This is a genomic window from Streptomyces sp. NPDC050759 (assembly GCF_044456945.1).
Lineage (GTDB): Bacteria > Actinomycetota > Actinomycetes > Streptomycetales > Streptomycetaceae > Streptomyces.
On the sequence record NZ_JBITGI010000027.1, the window covers coordinates 65,036 to 82,537 of the forward strand.

Here is a 17,502-nt window from a genome sequence, read left to right on the forward strand (position 1 = left end):
GGTGAAGCGATTCGACGATTCGGGTTGGGGGAGGGTTGTCGTCAGGGGTGCGGTGGCTGTGGTGGTCGGGGCGCCATAGCCCGCCGTGGGCGAGAGGGGTCGACGGTCCGGCCGCCGGCCGTGCGGCTGTGGGTGGTCCGGCCGGCGCGCCGGTCGTCAGGGCTGCGGCGGTCGTGGTGCTGAAACAGGCCGTCGGTGAGACGTGGCCGACACGAGGGTGATCATCAGGGCCGTCGCCGCCGCCGTGACCGGAACTCCGTAGCCCGCCGCCGGCGAGACGTGCTCCACCGTCCAGCCGCCGGCCGCGCTGCCGCAGGCGATGCCGCCGAGCAGGCCGGTCACCGCGAGGGTCATGCCCTCGTTGAGGCGGCCGGGTGGGGTGCGCCGCTGGATCAGGGTCATCCCGGTGACCATCGTCGGGGCGGTCGCCATCCCGGCGATCAGCAGCGCGGCCGCCAGGGCGAGCAGGGAACCGGTGAGGGAGGCGGCCAGCAGGGGGAGCGTCAGCAGCGTCGTCATGGCCGCGACGCACCACACGTACCGGTCCTCGGCGGATCCGGTCCGCCGTATCGCCCCGTAGACCAGCCCCGCCGCGCACGACCCGGCCGCCTGGAGCGCGAGTACGACCCCGGCCGCCGAGCGGTGTCCCTGCGTGTCGGCGAAGGCGATGGTGACGACCTCCATGGAGCCGAAGACGGCGCCCATGGCAAGGCAGACGGCGAGCAGGGGCGGGATGCCGGGGGCGCGGAAGGGCGCCGGAGAAGGGCCGCGCTGCCGCACCGGCGGCTCCGTCGAACGCTGCGCGGCGAACACCAGCACGCCCGTCACCAGCAGCACCACCCCGGCCAGCGTGCCCGCCTCCGGGAAGAACGCCGTGCACAGGAAGGCCGCGAGGACCGGGCCCAGCATGAAGCACGCCTCGTCCACGGCCTGCTCGAAGGAGTTCGCGACATGGAGGGACTTCTCCTCGCCGGCGAGGAGGTGGGCCCACCGGGCACGGGACATACCGCCGAGGTTGGGCGTGGTGGCGGTGGCGGCGTACGACACGAAGAGCGTCCACGCCGGCGCCCCGAGGCGGACGCACAGCAGCAGCGCCAGCGAACCCAGTGCGGCGAGTGCCGTGGCCGGTACGGCGATCTTGGCCTGTCCGTGTCGGTCGACGAGCCGCGCGGTCCAGGGGGCGACCACCGCCGTCGCCGCCAGGCCCGCCGCGGTGACGGCGCCGGCGAGGGCGTACGACCCACGCGTCCCGGCGATCATGACGACCGCGCTGACGCTGAACATGCCCATGGGCAGGCGGGCGAGAAGGTTCCCGATGGTGAAGGCGCGGGCTCCGGGGGTGGCGAGAAGACGGCGGTAGGGACCGGGGTCGCGCGGGGCGCGCGGGCGGTGTGGGTTTCGCGGGCTTCGGGGGCTCCGCGGGCTTCGGGGGCTTCGGGGGCTGAAGTCGACGATGACGAGGGTGTCGGCGGTCGTGGTGAACATCGGTCGGTCCGGTTGCGGCATGCGCCTACCGTCGCGTGGAGGCGATCAAGGGGTCCAACACCTTCTCCGTACCGATTCACGCACCTGTGTTGTAAGTTCGCCCGGTGTCCGTGCCCAGCCCGAGTCCCAGCCCGAGTCCGGGCCCCCGTTCCCACCCCATCGGCGGCTCCCGCCACCTCGACCCCCGTCTCCTGCGCGCCTTCCTCGCCGTCGCCGACGAGCTCCACTTCACGCGCGCGGCGGCCCGGCTCTACGTCGCCCAACAGGCGCTCAGCCGCGATGTACGGCGGCTGGAGCGGGAGTTGGGTGCGGAGCTGTTCGTGCGCACGACCCGGCAGGTGACACTGACCGGCGACGGCGAGCGGCTGGTGCCGTACGCCCGCCGCGCCCTGGAGGCCCAGGACGAGCTGCTCGCCGCCTTCGCGCAGGCCCGCCCGCTGCTCGTGGACCTGAACTTCCCCGACCAGGCCACCGCCCGCGCCGTGCTGCTGCGGGCCCGGGAACTCGCCCCCGACCAGGAGCTGATGGCCCGCTACGAGAGCGGGCTGACCGGCGCCGCGGGGGAGCTGCTGGCCGGTCGCCTCGACGCCTCGTTCGGCCGGTTCACGGGTCTCGACCCCGCGCTGCGGGCAGGCCTGGACCACCAGCCCGTACGCCTCGAGCCCATGGCCGTCGTCCTGCCCGAGGACCACCCGCTGGCCTCCCTGGAGCGGGTGCCGCTCGCCGCCCTGGAGGGCGAGACCGTGTACGCGGGAGCCGGAAATCCGCGTACTCCGGAATGGACCGATCTCGCTCGTCGACTGTTCGAAGGACGGGGCATCGAACTCGCCCCGCCGGCCCCGCTCGCGGTCGGCGACGAGGAGTTCCAGCGGATCATGGCGAAGACCCGGAACCCCATTCTCGCGGTCGTGGATTTTCCGGCCATGCCCGCCACCGTGCTGCGTCCGCTGGTCGACCCGGTACCGCTGTCGCCCGTGTCGCTGGTGTGGCGCAGGGGTCTGGCGCATCCCGCGTTCGACGCCCTTCGGCGCGCCGCAATCGAACTGTCCGTCGAACATGACTGGCTTCGTCGGCCTGTCGATGGATGGATTCCAGCCACCGATGAGGGCGATATGAACATCCACAAATGACACGTGGCAAACACACTTCCTCCGTGTGCGCTACATTCGTCACCTGAGCACGGTGTGGTAAAGGGGGCGCTCGGACCGGGTGGGGGCCCGGTTCGGCCGACGTGTGCTCAAGGTCGACAGCGCGCCCAGAACAGCCCGTGGGGGGATGTGCGTGCGCGTGAAGAACGTAAAAAAGTGGCGGGAAGACGCCCAACCGGAATGGCCCGAGGCTGCATCAGGCACCCAGGACATACCGACAGCTGGGGGCACTGCCCAGACGTTTTCGGAAACCGGCGAAACCGGCACAACCGGAGTGTCGGCCGGAGTCCCGGCCGGAGACCCGGCCGGAGTCCCGGCCGACGACGGGAACCGGGACTTCCCCGGCGCCCCGAGAGCGGACCGCGGCCAGGGTGCCCCGGAGCCGGCCGGCCGCAGAGCCGTCGTACGCGATCCGTGGGACGAGTCCGGCAGCGGGTCTGGTCACGCCCACGATCCACACGAGGTGACCGTCCAGCTCGATGGGATCGGTCCGAACGGCGACGAGAGCGTCGAGGGCCGCCCCGGAGGCGAGGGCGGGTCCGAGAGCTCCGACGGCCCGGTCTTCGTCGACGAGTCGGGCCGGCGCAGCCGCCGCTTCCGCCGTATCGGCATCGCCGTCGGCCTGGCCTGCGCGGTCTACGCCGTCGTCATCGTCGTCACCCTGCTGTCCGGCAACTCCAACGCGCCCTGGCTCCCCGTGACCGGCCCGAAGGACGACGCCCCGGCCGGCAAGGTCGACACCAGTCCGATGCCGGCGGAGTCCGCCCTGCCCTCCGCCGCCGCGGGCGTGATCCCGGGGACCACGCCGACGGTCAGCGGAGGGGTGACACCGCCTCCCGGGGCCGGCGGCACCGCGCCCGGCGCTACCGTGAGCCCGGGCAAGCCGGGGACGTCCGCCGATCCGTCGGCGACCGCGACCCAGCCCGGTGGCAACCCGTCGGTCAGCGTCGATCCCTCGACGCAGCCGACCCAGTCGGTCACCCCGCCGCCCAGCCCCTCGGTCACCCCGCCCGTCACCACGAGCCCCGACCCCTCGGTCGCCCCGACCGAGACCGCGGGCGGCGGCAGCGCCGGCCCCGGCACGGTGGCCGACGGCCCGGCCTCGCCCGCGCCCGTCGCGTCGGAGACCTCCGGCACGCCGGCTCCCGCGCCTTCCGGCGATCCGCTGTCGTCCGCGTCCGCGTCCCCGGAGCACGTTCTGTGATGGCATCCCGAACCCGGCGTGCGGGGGTCGAACCTGGGTCCTCTGTCGGCTCGGCCGCCTTCTCGCCCGTTTGCTCGGCCATCGCGTCGGAGGCCTCCCGGTCCGGGGCCGTGATCATTTCCGGTGGTTCTGTGACGGCATCCCGAACCCGCCGCGCGGCGGCTGCACCGGGAGCCGCTGCCGGCTCGGCCGCCTCCGTGCCCGTCGCGTCGGAGATATCCGGTACGCCGGCTCCCGCGCCTTCAGACGCCCCGCTTCTCTCCCCGTCCCCGGAGTACATCCACTGATGGCATCCCGAACCCGCCGCCCGGGGGCCGCACCAGGAGCCCCCGACGGCTCCAGGCGCCGTCGCCTGCCCATGCGCCTGCTGCTGCCCGTGCTCGTCCTCGTCGCCCTGATGGCGATGCTGATGCTGCGCGGCTACGTCCACAGCGAGATCCTCGCCGACCACCGCATCCGGTCCGAGGCCGCCACCGACAAGGTGCCCGAGAAGATCCTCGACGGCGGCCCGGTGATCGACACCCGCGGCGGCCGCGCCACCAGCCTGAAGATGCCGGACCGCCGGCTCGTCCTCACCTTCGACGACGGTCCCGATCCGACCTGGACCCCCAAGGTCCTGGACGTCCTCAAGAAGCACCACGCCCACGCGGTCTTCTTCGTCACCGGCACCATGGCCTCCCGCTATCCGGACCTGGTCAAGCGCATCGTCGACGAGGGCCACGAGATCGGGCTGCACACCTTCAACCACCCCGACCTGTCCTTCCAGTCCAAGAAACGCATCGACTGGGAGCTGTCCCAGAACCAGCTCGCCCTCGCCGGCGCGGCCGGTATCCGCACCTCGCTCTTCCGCCCGCCGTACTCCTCCTTCGCCGACGCCATGGACGACAAGACCTGGCCGGTCACCGAGTACATCGGCACCCGCGGCTACATCACCGTCGTCAACAACACCGACAGCGAGGACTGGCAGAAGCCCGGCGTACGCCAGATCATCCGCAACGCCACGCCGAAGAACGGCAAGGGCGCGATCGTGCTGATGCACGACTCCGGCGGCGACCGCCACCAGACGGTCCAGGCCCTCGACCGGTTCCTGCCCGACATGAAGGACAAGGGCTACGAGGTCGACAACCTCACCGAGGCCCTCGACGCGCCCACCGCCCACACCGCCGTAGCCGGCCCCGAGCTGTGGAAGGGCAAGGCGTGGATCTTCCTGGTCCAGGCCTCCGAACACATCACCGACGTCCTCGTCGTCGGGCTCTCGATCATCGGCTCCCTGGTCATCGGCCGGTTCGTCCTCATGCTGCTGCTCTCGGGCATCCACGCCCGCCGGGTGCGCCGCAAGGACTTCCGCTGGGGAGAGCCGGTCACCCAGCCGGTGTCGGTGCTGGTCCCGGCGTACAACGAGGCCAAGTGCATCGAGAGCACCGTCCGTTCACTGATGGCGAGCGAGCACCCCATCGAGGTGCTCGTCATCGACGACGGTTCGAGCGACGGCACCGCCCGGATCGTCGAGGCGATGGGCCTGCCGAACGTCCGGGTCGTACGCCAGCTGAACGCGGGCAAGCCGGCCGCGCTGAACCGCGGTCTGGCGAACGCCCGTCACGACATCATCGTGATGATGGACGGCGACACGGTGTTCGAGCCGTCCACCGTGCGGGAGTTGGTCCAGCCCTTCGGCGACCCGCGCGTGGGCGCCGTGGCAGGCAACGCGAAGGTCGGCAACCGCGACTCGATGATCGGCGCCTGGCAGCACATCGAGTACGTGATGGGCTTCAACCTCGACCGCCGGATGTACGACGTCCTGCGCTGCATGCCGACGATTCCCGGTGCGGTCGGGGCTTTCCGCCGCTCCGCCCTCGAACGCGTCGGCGGCATGAGCGACGACACGCTCGCCGAGGACACCGACATCACGATGGCCCTGCACCGGGACGGCTGGCGTGTGGTGTACGCGGAGAAGGCGCGCGCCTGGACGGAGGCACCGGAGTCGGTGCAACAGCTCTGGTCCCAGCGCTACCGGTGGTCGTACGGCACCATGCAGGCGATCTGGAAGCACCGTAAGGCACTCGTGGAACGGGGCCCGTCGGGCCGCTTCGGCCGCGTAGGCCTGCCGCTGGTGTCGCTCTTCATGGTGGTGGCGCCGCTGCTGGCCCCCCTGATCGACGTATTCCTTCTCTACGGCGTCGTGTTCGGCCCGACCGAGAAGACGATCGTGGCCTGGCTGGGGGTCCTCGCGATCCAACTGGTCTGCGCCGCCTACGCGTTCCGCCTCGACCGGGAACGCATGACCCACCTGATCTCGCTGCCGTTGCAGCAGATCCTCTACCGCCAGCTCATGTACGTCGTGCTGCTCCAGTCCTGGATCACGGCCCTCACCGGAGGCCGCCTGCGCTGGCAGAAGCTGCGCCGCACGGGGGTCGTCGAGGCACCGGGCGGACCGGCGGCGAGGCAGCGGACACGCAGTGAGAGTGACGAGCGGAGGCCGGTCGGATGACGCAGGAGTACACGGCGGGGCAGCGCGAGGTGGTCGCTGCGCCCAAGGCGCCCGGCCGGGACCGCTATCTGGACCTTCTCCGCTCCCTGGCGCTGGTCCGCGTGGTCGTCTACCACCTCTTCGGCTGGGCGTGGCTGACCGTACTGTTCCCGTCGATGGGCGTGATGTTCGCGCTGGCGGGCTCGCTGATGGCGCGTTCGCTGAACAGGCCGACGCTGAGCGTGATCCGGGGTCGGATCCGCCGACTCCTGCCTCCCCTCTGGGCGTTCAGCGCGGTGGTGCTGCCGCTGATGTTCGCAGGCGGCTGGAAGTTGTCCGAGGACCCGGACCACAGCGGCACCTGGGGCCTCCTGGAGATGGTCAACTACGTCATCCCGATCGGGGCGCCGCCGTACCCCTGGGAGGTCGGCTTCCCGAAGGACCTGCTGGAAAGCACGTGGGCGGATCAGGCGGTGGGCCCGCTGTGGTACCTCCGCGCCTATCTGTGGTTCGTGCTGGCCTCCCCGCTGCTGCTGTGGGCGTTCCGCAGGGTGCCGTGGGTGACACTGCTGGCACCGCTGGCCCTGACGGCCGTGGTGGGCACGGGTCTTGTGACGATCCCCGGCGAACTGGGCAACGCGGTCACCGACTTCGCGGTCTACGGCAGCTGCTGGGTCCTCGGTTTCGCGCACCACGAGGGAGTGCTGGCGAAGGTCCCGCGCTACCTCGCCGTGTCCGGTTCGGTCATGGTGATGGCCTTCGCGCTGTGGTGGGCGTCCGGCCATCTGGGCCCCGAGGGCTGGGACCTGAACGACATCCCGCTGGCCCAGGCGGCCTGGTCCTTCGGTTTCGTGGTGATCCTGCTCCAGTACTCGCCCTCGTGGCAGGAGCTGCCGGGCCGCCTGGCCCGCTGGGACAAACTGGTGACCCTCTCCAACAACCGTGCCGTCACCATCTACCTCTGGCACAACCTGCTGATCATGGCCACGGTCCCGATCATCGACCTGGCCTACCGCCTCCCCTTCATGCAGAGCGACCGCGCGGTCGCGGCGCTCGACGCGACGGACATGCTCTGGATGTTCTTCCTGGTCTGGCCGCTGATCGGGCTCGCGATCCTGGCGTTCGGGTGGATCGAGGACTTGGCGGCGAAGCGGAGGCCGCGGTTGTGGCCGAACGGGATGAAGCGGGGACACGGGAAGCGGACGACGCCTGCCGGTCAGGGGGCCTGACGAGGCGGGGGGACGTGTCGACTCGGGCTTGAGCACCGCACGGTACTGGCCCAAATGCCTCCGAGCCGAGGAAGCGGCAGCCCCGTGGTGTGTGTCCAGCTGAACGGTGTCGAGCTGTGGGACGGCGCCCTCTACGTAGACGTCCGAGCTCGTCACCAACGCCTACGTGCACGCCAAGGGTCCCTCCTCGCTGCGGCTGACGGCTCGGGGGGAAGGACGACTGCGGGTCGGGGTCTGGGACAGTCACCCCTATATCCCCGCTCCCTTCGCCCGGCCTCCCGGCGATCGCGTTCAGCCCGCCTCGCTGGACGCGGTCGGAGGGCGGGGGCTGGTCCTTGTGCAGGAGTTCGCCGATGTGTGGGCGGCTGGTCGCTCGGGGACGGGCTTCTCGACCGGGGTGCGGGGAAGCTGTTGTGGTCGAGGTGGGCCGGGGTGACCGGCCTGGTCAGAAGCGGTGAGCAGTCCAGCGGCGGCTGTCGTACAAGCCCGGCATACTGCTGGTGTGGCCGAGTACGCGGACCGAAGCAGGCGCGCGCCTTCCCGCTGGGGTTACGGGACGGAGCGGCTGCCGGTGTCGCTCGACGAGCTGGCCGGGCCCCAGAGCGGATCCGTCGCGCTTCCCCTGGAGCTCGCGTGGTCGGGGCTGCGGGTCTTCGAGCTCGGTGATGTGAAGCTGCTGCTGGGCCTGTACCGGATCGTCCTGAACAACGGATCGACGGACGACTTCGTGCGCTACCTCGATCAGGGGCACCTCGTCCGCCACTGGTCGATCCTGCGCAGGATGCTGGGGCGTGGCGTGCGCGAGGCCTGGGAGGAAGCCTTTCCCGAGCTCTGCCTTTCCGGTCTCGAGCTCTGCCGTTCCGGGCCGGTATGACGCTGCCCCCGCTGTATCGCCGACTGCTGGCTGATGCCCTGGACGCGGGCCAGGACTACGAGCTCGCGCTCGCCGGCGGGTATGCCGTACAGGCTCATGGCCTGGTCGATCGTCCCAGTCAGGATCTGGACTTCGTGACTCGGCACCCTGCGTCGATGACGGACATCGTCCCGCCCTTCGAGGATGACCTGCGGGGGAAGGGCTGGGCGGTCGCCGTTCTCGATGTCAGGCCGCTCGAGGCGCGGCTCCTCGTCACGGATCCGGACAGCCGGGAAGCCTGCGAAGTCGAACTTCTCAAAGAGGCTCTGGCTCACCAGCCGGTGGTCATGGACGTCGGTCCCGTGGTCGATCTCGAAGACCTGGTGGTCATGAAGGTACGCGCCCTCGGCGATCGCGGTCTGCCGCGTGACGTGATCGACGTCCACGCGGCCTGCCGGTACTACTCCGTCATCGAGCTGGAGCAGCTGGGCGCGCGGGACGAGAGTGAATTCGACCTCGTCGACCTGCGCGACCGGCTGGAGAGCGTCGTATGGATGAGTGACGAGGAGTTCGCGGCCTACGGGCTCACTCCCGAGGAGATCGCTGAGCTGCGGAGATGGGCCCTTGAATGGGAGTCCGACCTCGGACTGCGGATCCTCGAGGACTACGGCGACCCCGAGGACGCCGACGACTGACCTGGTCGGCCGGTCCTCACACCGTGGCCTCCCGGCGCGGAGATCCTCGTAACACAAAGACCCCACGACCTCTCATCCCGCCCCCCGCCGGGGTGAGAGCAAAGTTCCCTTCCGGTCACCCTGTGCCACAGGCAGGAAACGCGTCCTCCCTACCTTCGGGACTTATCACCGCTCAGCACCCCCGAAAAGAACCACCGAGCCCCGTCGCACCGTGGAGGCGTCATGACAGCCCCTAGTACAGCCCCCGCACCCCCGAGCAGGGGCGGCCGCTGGATCCAGCAGTGGGATCCGGAGGACGAGACCTTCTGGAAGGAGACCGGCGAAAAGGTCGCCAAGCGGAACCTGCTCTTCTCCGTTCTCTCCGAGCACATCGGGTTCTCGGTCTGGACCCTGTGGTCCGTGCTCGTGCTCTTCATGGGCCCGGAGTACGGCCTCACCCCGGCCGACAAGTTCATGCTGACCTCGATGGTCACCCTGGTCGGAGCCGTCGTCCGGGTGCCCTACACCTTCGCCGTGGCGATCTTCGGCGGGCGGAACTGGACGATCATCTCGGCCAGCCTGCTCCTCGTCCCCACCGTCGCCGCGTTCGCCGTGATGAAGCCGGGCACCTCGTTCAACACCTTCCTGGTGGTCGGTCTGCTGGCCGGTATCGGCGGCGGCAACTTCGCCTCCTCCATGACCAACATCAACGCGTTCTTCCCCCTCCGTAAGAAGGGGTGGGCCCTTGGGCTCAACGCCGGCGGCGGCAACATCGGCGTCCCGGTCATCCAGCTGGTCGCCCTCGCGATCATCGGCGCCAGCGGCGGACCCCGGGTGCTGCTCGGGATCTACATCCCGCTGATCGTCGTCGCCGCCGTCCTCGCCGCGCTCTTCATGGACAACATCGAGAACGTGAAGAACGACACCGGCGCCGCCAAGGACGCCGCCAGGGACGGCCACACCTGGATCATGTCCTTCCTCTACATCGGCACGTTCGGCTCGTTCATCGGCTACAGCTTCGCCTTCGGGCAGGTGCTGCAGAACCAGTTCGGCCGGACCCCGCTCGAGGCCGCGTACGTCACCTTCATCGGCCCGCTGCTCGGCTCCCTGATCCGCCCCGTGGGCGGCGCGCTGGCCGACAAGTACGGCGGCGCGAAGATCACGCTGTACAACTACGTCGGCATGGGCGCGGCGACCGCGGTCCTGATCGCCGCCAGCATGCAGAAGTCGCTCGGACTGTTCACCACAGCGTTCGTGGTGCTCTTTGTCCTCAGCGGCCTCGGCAACGGCTCGACCTTCAAGATGATCCCCGGCATCTTCCACACGAAGGCCCTGGGCAAGGGGCTCGAGGGCGAAGCGGCCGCCGCCTACGGACGCCGTCTCTCCGGTGCCTCCATGGGCCTGATCGGCGCGGTCGGCGCACTCGGCGGCGTCGGCATCAACCTCGCCTTCCGCCAGTCCTTCCTCTCCTACGGCTCCGGAACCGGCGCGTTCGTCGCCTTCCTCGCCTTCTACGCGGCCTGCTTCCTGGTCACCTGGGCCGTATACCTTCGCCGCACGGCCGCCCAGGGCCAGGCCACGACCGCCTCCGAGGCGAAGCCGCAGCTCAACTACGCCGAGGTGTGACGTAACACTGACGACATAAAGCGGAACCGAGCCTGTCACGAGCCGTTGACAGGCTCGGTCGGCATGTAGGTCAGACGACAGACTGCGGGACGACAGCCATGTACGACGAACAGCAGGCAACAGAGCAACACGGCCCCCTCGCGGGGTTCACCGTGGGAGTCACGGCCGCGCGCCGAGCGGACGAACTCGGTGCGTTGCTCCAGCGCCGTGGGGCCGCCGTACTGCACGCGCCGGCCCTGCGGATCGTGCCCCTCTCCGACGACAGCGAACTGCTGGCGGCGACGAAGGATCTGATCGACCAGGCGCCCGATGTCGTGATCGCCACGACCGCCATCGGTTTCCGGGGGTGGGTCGAGGCCGCCGACGGGTGGGGGCTCGGTGAGGCGCTCCTCGACCGGCTGCGCGAGGTGGAGCTGCTCGCGCGCGGGCCGAAGGTCAAGGGGTCCATACGGGCCGCCGGGCTGACGGAGGACTGGTCGCCGTCGTCCGAGTCCATGGCCGAGGTACTGGACCGGCTGCTGGAGGAGGGTGTCGAGGGGCGTCGGGTCGCCATTCAGCTGCACGGGGAGCCGTTGCCCGGGTTCGTGGAGGCCTTGCGGGCCGCGGGAGCCGAGGTGGTGGGGGTGCCGGTGTACCGGTGGATGCCACCGGAGGACCTGGCACCGATGGACCGGCTGCTGGATGCGGCTGTCTCGCGGGGGCTGGACGCGGTGACCTTCACGAGCGCGCCCGCCGCGGCTTCCCTTCTCTCCCGGGCCGAGGACCGGAGCCTGCTTCCGGAGCTGCTCGCCGCTCTCCACCACGATGTGCTGCCGGCCTGTGTCGGGCCGGTGACCGCGTTGCCGTTGCAGGCGCGAGGGGTGGACACGGTGTCGCCCGAGCGCTTCCGGCTCGGGCCGCTCGTGCAGCTGCTGTGCCAGGAGCTGCCCGGGCGGGCCCGGTCGTTGCCCATCGCAGGGCACCGGGTGGAGATCCGTGGGCACGCGGTGCTGGTCGACGGGGTGCTGCGGCCGGTGCCGCCGGCGGGGATGTCCTTGCTGCGGGCGCTGTCCCGGCGGCCGGGCTGGGTGGTGTCGCGGGCCGAGCTGCTGCGGGCACTGCCGGGCGCCGGCCGGGACGAACACGCGGTGGAGACGGCGATGGCCCGACTCCGTACGGCCCTGGGGGCCCCGAAGCTGATCCAGACGGTGGTGAAGCGGGGGTACCGGCTGGCACTGGACCCGGCCGCCGACACCAAGTACGCGGACGTCTAGCGCCTGCCGAGGCACTGGCTGTATGGGTCCGCACTGGTCCGCAGGGTTGTGATCAATACAACCAGCCGACTAGTCGGCCCTCGCCGCACGGCTGCCCACGGCCTTCACCAGAAGGCCCAGCGCCACCGTCAGCAGCACCGCCCGCACCACGTTCCACGCCACCCACGCGTCCTCGAACTCCTCGCGCAGAGCGCCGGGGTCGCCGTTCCGCATGATGCCGTCGTTGAGCGGGATGTTGAAGACGACGGTGACCAGGAACCCCAGGGCGGAGGCCGCCAGGGCCGCCCACACCCACCACCGGTGGCGGCTGCCCCGGGCCTGCCAGGCCGCCACCGCCGTGAGGGCCGGTGCGCCCAGGAAGCTCAGGAGGAACACCGGGTTCTGGATGACCTCGTTGATGTCGCGCATCACGGTGACGTAGACGCGGTCGTCGCTGCGCGCCAGGCCCGGCATGACGGCACACGCGAAGACGTAGAAGGCCCCGGCGATCAGGCCCGTGGCGACCGTGGCCGCGCCCAGGACGAACCGGCTGAGAACGAATCGGCTGCTCCTGCTGCTCTGTGTCATGTCTCCAGTCAAGGGCCCCGCCCCTCGCGCCGACATGGCCGAGACGCGCCGCCGCATACGTGCGCGTCCAGGCACCGCTCCCGGTACGAGGGGTTCCGGCGGCGAGAGCGGGAGGGCACTGTAAGAGGGAGCCCCGGAACAGCCGCGAAGCACCTCACCGACCCCTTACGACCGGGGCACTCTAGGCGGTGACAGGCACATGGCACTGGGTACGGCCACGGTCGCGTACGAGCTGCGGTTCGACGCCGGACGGATCAGCCTCGACCTCCTCGCGACCACCCACCCCGAGGAACGCCTCGACTCGACGGAGGTGCTCTGCGCCTGGATCGTCGGTTCGGGGCTGGTGCCGGACGGGACCGACCTGACCCACGCGGACCCCTCCTGGCTCGTCGGCTTCCGGGAACTGCGCGGCCGGATCGGGCAGTTGGTGCGAGGAGCGCCCGGACCCGGCTACGACCTCGCGCTCGCCCACGTCAACGACGTCGCCCGGGTCGCACCTCCGGCTCCCCGCGCGGTGCGGGACGAGGACGGCGCGCTGGTGCGCGAGTTGGACGGTCCGCCCGGCTGTGCGGCACTGCTCGGGGCCGTCGCCAGGGACGCCGTAGGACTGCTGACGGACCCGGTCGCACGGGCGGCGATCAGGGAGTGCGAAGGGGACAACTGCCCCATCGTCTATCTGGATACGTCACGGGGACGCAGGAGGCGTTGGTGCTCCAGTGAGGTCTGTGGGAACCGCGAAAGAGTGGCCCGGCACCGGAGGCGGGCGGCTCTCTCGCGCACCTGACTGTTCGTTATGTCCCTTCTGTGGAGGGCCTGTCGACGTGATTTCGATTACATGTCGTTTACTCGCTCAACCTCACGGGCCGTAGTCGTGATCTTGCCTGTGTGGCGGAAATGTAAAGATCGCGCGGCGGGAATGTGCGCGCATGTCCTGTCTCGTCACGTCACTCAGAAGAAAACTGTCGTCGCCCTTTGAACACCCCACCCCTCACGTCCGTACCCGTAGTCGAGCGACCGACTGGGGGAACCCGGGACATCGGAGGTGGGCGTGCGCAAGGATTCCGTCGTGGCCAATGAACGTGGATCGAGGGCCCGACATCGCATGTCCCAGCCCTCGGAACCTGATGAGGAGCTGATGCGTGCCCTGTACAGAGAGCACGCCGGGCCTCTCCTTGCGTATGTCCTCCGGTTGGTTGCGGGCGACCGCCAGAGAGCCGAGGACGTGGTGCAGGAGACGCTCATCCGTGCCTGGAAGAACGCCGGACAGCTCAATCGAGCGACCGGATCGGTACGCCCCTGGCTGGTGACGGTCGCCCGGCGCATCGTCATCGACGGCCACCGCAGCCGGCAGGCCCGGCCGCAGGAGGTCGATCCGTCGCCGCTGGAGGTCATCCCCGCGGAGGACGAGATCGACAAGGCGCTGTGGTTGATGACGCTGTCGGATGCGTTGGACGACCTGACCCCCGCCCACCGGGAGGTCCTCGTCGAGACGTATTTCAAGGGGCGTACGGTCAACGAGGCGGCCGAGACCCTGGGCATTCCCAGTGGAACCGTCCGCTCGCGGGTGTTCTACGCCCTGCGGTCGATGAAGCTCGCACTGGAGGAGCGGGGGGTGACGGCGTGATGAGTGTGTATGGGGGTAACCAGGGATTCGGTACAGGCGGTTCGGGTATGTCAGGTTCCATGATGGGATCTCCGGTGCCGAACGAGCATGAGACCGTCGGCGCCTACGCCCTCGGGATCCTCGACGACGCCGAGGCAACCGCTTTCGAGGCCCACCTCGCCACCTGCGAGTGGTGCGCCCAGCAGCTCGACGAGCTCGCCGGCATGGAGCCGATGCTCGCCGCCCTCGCGGACCTGCCGGGCTCCGGCACCCCCGCGATCGGTGAGTCGCTCTCCGCCAAGCCCAGCCCGCGGATCGTGAACAAGCTGGTGGACGAGGTCGCGGAGCGCCGTGCGCAGAAGCGGCGCCGCAGCTTCTACATGGTCGCGGCCGCGGCCGCGCTGATCATCGGCGGTCCGTTCGCCGCGATGGCGGCGGGCGGCGGCGACTCCGGAGGCGACAAGGAGCAGCCGAGAGTCCTCGCGAGCACCGCGAAGGAACTCTTCGAGTCCATGAACGACAAGGTGTCGGCGACCGACTCCTCGACCGGCGTCAGCGCGACCGTCGCCATGCAGACGAAGGACTGGGGCACGTCGCTCGGTCTGGAGCTCAAGGGCGTCAAGGGAGAGCTCAAGTGCTCCCTCATCGCCGTCACCGACAACGGCGAGCGCTGGACGGCCTCCACCTGGTCCGTCGGCAAGTGGGGCTACGGTCTCCCGGACGGCAAGACCCCGGAGTCCAAGAAGCCTCTCTACATCGGCGGCGCGGTCGCACCCGCTCAGAACGACATCGACCACTTCGAGGTCGTCACCTCCGACGGCAAGAAGCTCGTCCAGGTCGACGCGTAACTTCCCGCCGGGGCCCCCTTCGCGTACGGTTGACGGCTGCCCAGCACGTCAGAAGGGGGCCCGGTGGCCGCTCAGGCTCAACCATCCGCGGTCGGCTCGGTTCAGGACTCGGTTCGGGACCATGAGATCGGCGTCGAACAGGAACATCTGGACCGGGTCTACCGGCGCCTCGAGGAGAAGATCCACGAGGCGGAGTTCCTCATGAACGACGCGGCCAAGCGCGGCCAGGTCGGCACACCGGGCGCTCTCGCCGAGCGGGACGCCCAGGTTTTCCGGGCCGGCGTGCACCTCAACCGGCTCAACAGCGAGTTCGAGGACTTCCTGTTCGGCCGGATCGACCTGCTCCTCGGCAAGGACGGCAAGAAGGGGCCCGACGGCGCCTACACCGCCGTGGAGCCCGCCGAAGGCGCCGTCCGGGAGGACGGCACCGCCGACATCGCGGAGACCCTGCACATCGGCCGGATCGGAGTCCTGGACTCCGAGTACGCGCCGCTGGTCATCGACTGGCGGGCGCCGGCCGCCGCCCCCTTCTACAGGTCCACTCCGGTGGACCCCGGGCGTGTCGTACGGCGCCGGGTGATCCGCTCCAAGGGCCGCAAGGTCCTCGGTGTCGAGGACGACCTGATGCGCCCCGAGCTCAAGGCCTTCCTCGACGGCCACGAGCTGCCCGTCATCGGCGACGGCGCCCTGATGGCCGCGCTGGGACAGGCCCGCAGCCACACCATGCGGGACATCGTCGCCTCCATCCAGGCCCAGCAGGACATGGTCATCCGCGCCCCCGCCGCGTCCGTGACCTACGTCGAGGGCGGCCCCGGCACCGGCAAGACCGCCGTGGCCCTGCACCGGGCCGCGTATCTCCTCTACCAGGACCGGCGCCGCTACGCGGGCGGCATCCTCATCGTCTCGCCCACCCCGCTGCTCGTGGCGTACACCGAGGGCGTCCTGCCCTCCCTCGGCGAGGAGGGCCAGGTCGCCATCCGCGCGATCGGCTCCCTGGTCGACGGCGTCGAGGCCACCCTGTACGACTCCCCGGCCGTGGCCCGCGCCAAGGGGTCGTACCGGATGCTGAAGGTGCTGCGGAAGGCGGCGCGGGGGGCGCTGGAGGTGGGGAGCCACAGCGGAAGAAGCGGTTCCGGGCAGCTCGCCTTCGGCGAGGAGGACACCTCCACCGCATCCCCCGCCGCACCCCCCACCCGCCTCCGCGTCGTCGCCTTCGGGCGCCGGCTCGAGCTGGAGGCGCACGAGCTGGAGAACATCCGCCGGAACGCCCTCAGCGGCACGGCACCCGTCAACCTGCTGCGGCCCCGGGCCCGCAAGCTGCTCCTGGACGCCCTGTGGGCGCGGTCCGGGGCGGGCACCCGGCACACCGATCCCGAACTGGCGGCCGAACTGCGGTCGTCGTTCGACGAGGACATCACCTCCGAGGACAGCTTCATCGAGTTCCTCGACGCCTGGTGGCCGGAGCTCACCCCCAAGGCCGTCCTCGCCGCGATGGCCGACGAGCGGCGCCTCGGCCGCTGGGCCCGCCGCATCCTCAATCCCGGCGAGATCCGCAGGGTCGCCCGCTCACTCAGGCGTGACGGCCTCTCCGTGCACGACATCGCCATGCTCGACGAGCTCCAGGCGGTCCTCGGCACCCCGGCCCGCCCGAAGAAGAGGCGTGAACTCGACCCGCTCGACCACCTCACCGGCCTGGAGGAGCTGATGCCGGTCCGCGAGGAGTCGCAGCGCGAGCGGGCCGAGCGGCTCGCCCAGGAACGCGTCGAGTACGCCCACGTCATCGTCGACGAGGCCCAGGACCTCACGCCGATGCAGTGGCGCATGGTCGGCCGCCGCGGCCGGCACGCCACCTGGACGGTCGTGGGAGACCCGGCGCAGTCCTCCTGGTCCGACCCCGACGAGGCCGCCGAGGCCCGCGACGAGGCCCTCGGCACGCGACCCCGGCGCCGCTTCCAGCTCACCGTGAACTACCGCAACCCCTCCGAGATCGCCGACCTCGCGGCGAAGGTGCTGGCGCTGGCCATGCCCGGCGCCGAATCCCCGAGGGCCGTACGGTCCACCGGTGTCGAGCCCCGCTTCGTCGCCGTGGGCAGGTCCCTGGCGGAGACCGTCCGCGCCGAGGCGGCCCGCCTCCTCGGCCTCGTCGACGGCACCGTCGGCGTCGTCGTCGCCATGCAGCGTCGCGAGGAGGCCGCGCGCTGGCTCGCCGGGCTCGGCGACCGGGTGGTGGCGCTCGGCAGTCTGGAGGCCAAGGGCCTGGAGTACGACGCCACGGTCGTCGTATCGCCCGCGGAGATCGCGGACGAGTCGCCGGCCGGACTGCGGGTGCTCTACGTCGCCCTCACCCGGGCCACCCAGCAGCTGACGGTCGTCTCGGCGGAGCGCGACCAGCCGGACCGGGACGGGGTGCCCGATCTGCTGAGAGATTGAACTCTCGGTACGGGAATGGTGTTTCGGGATCCGTTTGTTAGCCTGGACGTGACACCGGCCCGATCCAAGCCCCCGGGCCCAACCTTCGTCGCTACGAGCGACCACTTGCCGCGAG

General features: G+C 70.4%; 15 protein-coding genes. 13 read left to right on the forward strand and 2 right to left on the reverse strand.

All coding sequences use genetic code 11. The features are described 5' to 3' along the window. Window positions 1-156: 156 nt before the first annotated feature. A complete protein-coding gene (locus tag ACIBJB_RS44595) occupies window positions 157-1,506 on the reverse strand; it encodes an MFS transporter (protein ID WP_398939888.1) in 1,350 nt (449 codons plus the stop codon). Between the two features lie 137 nt (window positions 1,507-1,643). Between ACIBJB_RS44595 and ACIBJB_RS44600 the strand changes: the two genes are divergently transcribed. The 9 genes from ACIBJB_RS44600 to ACIBJB_RS44640 all read left to right on the forward strand — a co-directional run bounded on the left by ACIBJB_RS44600 (window position 1,644) and on the right by ACIBJB_RS44640 (window position 11,939). Beyond that, a complete protein-coding gene (locus ACIBJB_RS44600) occupies window positions 1,644-2,615 on the forward strand; it encodes a LysR family transcriptional regulator (protein ID WP_398939918.1) in 972 nt (323 codons plus the stop codon). Window positions 2,616-2,907: 292 nt separating this feature from the next. Continuing rightward, window positions 2,908-3,837: a hypothetical protein gene (locus tag ACIBJB_RS44605; RefSeq protein WP_398939889.1), complete on the forward strand. Its 930-nt coding sequence runs from the start codon at window positions 2,908-2,910 to the stop codon at window positions 3,835-3,837. Between the two features lie 286 nt (window positions 3,838-4,123). After that, complete coding sequence (locus tag ACIBJB_RS44610) at window positions 4,124-6,325, forward strand: glycosyltransferase (protein ID WP_398939890.1); 2,202 nt, start codon at window positions 4,124-4,126, stop codon at window positions 6,323-6,325. Beyond that, the gene (locus tag ACIBJB_RS44615) at window positions 6,322-7,533 is read left to right on the forward strand and encodes an acyltransferase (RefSeq protein ID WP_398939891.1); all 1,212 of its coding nucleotides are present in this window, start codon (window positions 6,322-6,324) and stop codon (window positions 7,531-7,533) included. The genes ACIBJB_RS44610 and ACIBJB_RS44615 overlap by 4 nt, the downstream gene beginning before the upstream one ends. Before the next feature lie 166 nt (window positions 7,534-7,699). Beyond that, the gene (locus tag ACIBJB_RS44620) at window positions 7,700-7,969 is read left to right on the forward strand and encodes an ATP-binding protein (protein ID WP_398939892.1); all 270 of its coding nucleotides are present in this window, start codon (window positions 7,700-7,702) and stop codon (window positions 7,967-7,969) included. Between the two features lie 66 nt (window positions 7,970-8,035). Next, on the forward strand, window positions 8,036-8,407 hold the full coding sequence (locus ACIBJB_RS44625; protein ID WP_398939893.1) for a hypothetical protein: 372 nt from the start codon (window positions 8,036-8,038) through the stop codon (window positions 8,405-8,407). Beyond that, the gene (locus tag ACIBJB_RS44630; RefSeq protein ID WP_398939895.1) at window positions 8,404-9,081 is read left to right on the forward strand and encodes a nucleotidyl transferase AbiEii/AbiGii toxin family protein; all 678 of its coding nucleotides are present in this window, start codon (window positions 8,404-8,406) and stop codon (window positions 9,079-9,081) included. The genes ACIBJB_RS44625 and ACIBJB_RS44630 overlap by 4 nt, the downstream gene beginning before the upstream one ends. Window positions 9,082-9,303: 222 nt before the next feature. Further along, a complete protein-coding gene (locus tag ACIBJB_RS44635; RefSeq protein ID WP_398939896.1) occupies window positions 9,304-10,686 on the forward strand; it encodes a nitrate/nitrite transporter in 1,383 nt (460 codons plus the stop codon). Between the two features lie 98 nt (window positions 10,687-10,784). Beyond that, entirely contained in the window at window positions 10,785-11,939 is a 1,155-nt protein-coding gene (locus ACIBJB_RS44640) for a uroporphyrinogen-III synthase (RefSeq protein ID WP_057610815.1), read from the forward strand. Window positions 11,940-12,008: 69 nt separating this feature from the next. On the opposite strand, the gene ACIBJB_RS44645 is transcribed toward ACIBJB_RS44640, so the two are convergent. Next, window positions 12,009-12,506, reverse strand: a complete 498-nt coding sequence (locus ACIBJB_RS44645) for a DUF1772 domain-containing protein (protein WP_398939897.1) — start codon at window positions 12,504-12,506, stop codon at window positions 12,009-12,011. A 199-nt stretch (window positions 12,507-12,705) separates the two neighbouring features. On the opposite strand from ACIBJB_RS44645, the gene ACIBJB_RS44650 reads away from it, so the two are divergent. The 4 genes from ACIBJB_RS44650 to ACIBJB_RS44665 all read left to right on the forward strand — a co-directional run bounded on the left by ACIBJB_RS44650 (window position 12,706) and on the right by ACIBJB_RS44665 (window position 17,387). Continuing rightward, entirely contained in the window at window positions 12,706-13,290 is a 585-nt protein-coding gene (locus ACIBJB_RS44650) for a CGNR zinc finger domain-containing protein (RefSeq protein ID WP_398939898.1), read from the forward strand. 318 nt (window positions 13,291-13,608) lie between these two features. Further along, window positions 13,609-14,130, forward strand: a complete 522-nt coding sequence (locus tag ACIBJB_RS44655; protein ID WP_010039908.1) for a sigma-70 family RNA polymerase sigma factor — start codon at window positions 13,609-13,611, stop codon at window positions 14,128-14,130. Further along, complete coding sequence (locus ACIBJB_RS44660; protein ID WP_398939899.1) at window positions 14,130-14,957, forward strand: anti-sigma factor family protein; 828 nt, start codon at window positions 14,130-14,132, stop codon at window positions 14,955-14,957. Before ACIBJB_RS44655 ends, ACIBJB_RS44660 begins: the two co-directional genes overlap by 1 nt. A gap of 63 nt (window positions 14,958-15,020) precedes the next feature. Further along, window positions 15,021-17,387 (forward strand): HelD family protein, encoded by a 2,367-nt coding sequence (locus ACIBJB_RS44665; RefSeq protein WP_398939900.1) that lies wholly within the window; start codon window positions 15,021-15,023, stop codon window positions 17,385-17,387. The last annotated feature ends 115 nt before the right edge of the window (window positions 17,388-17,502 follow it).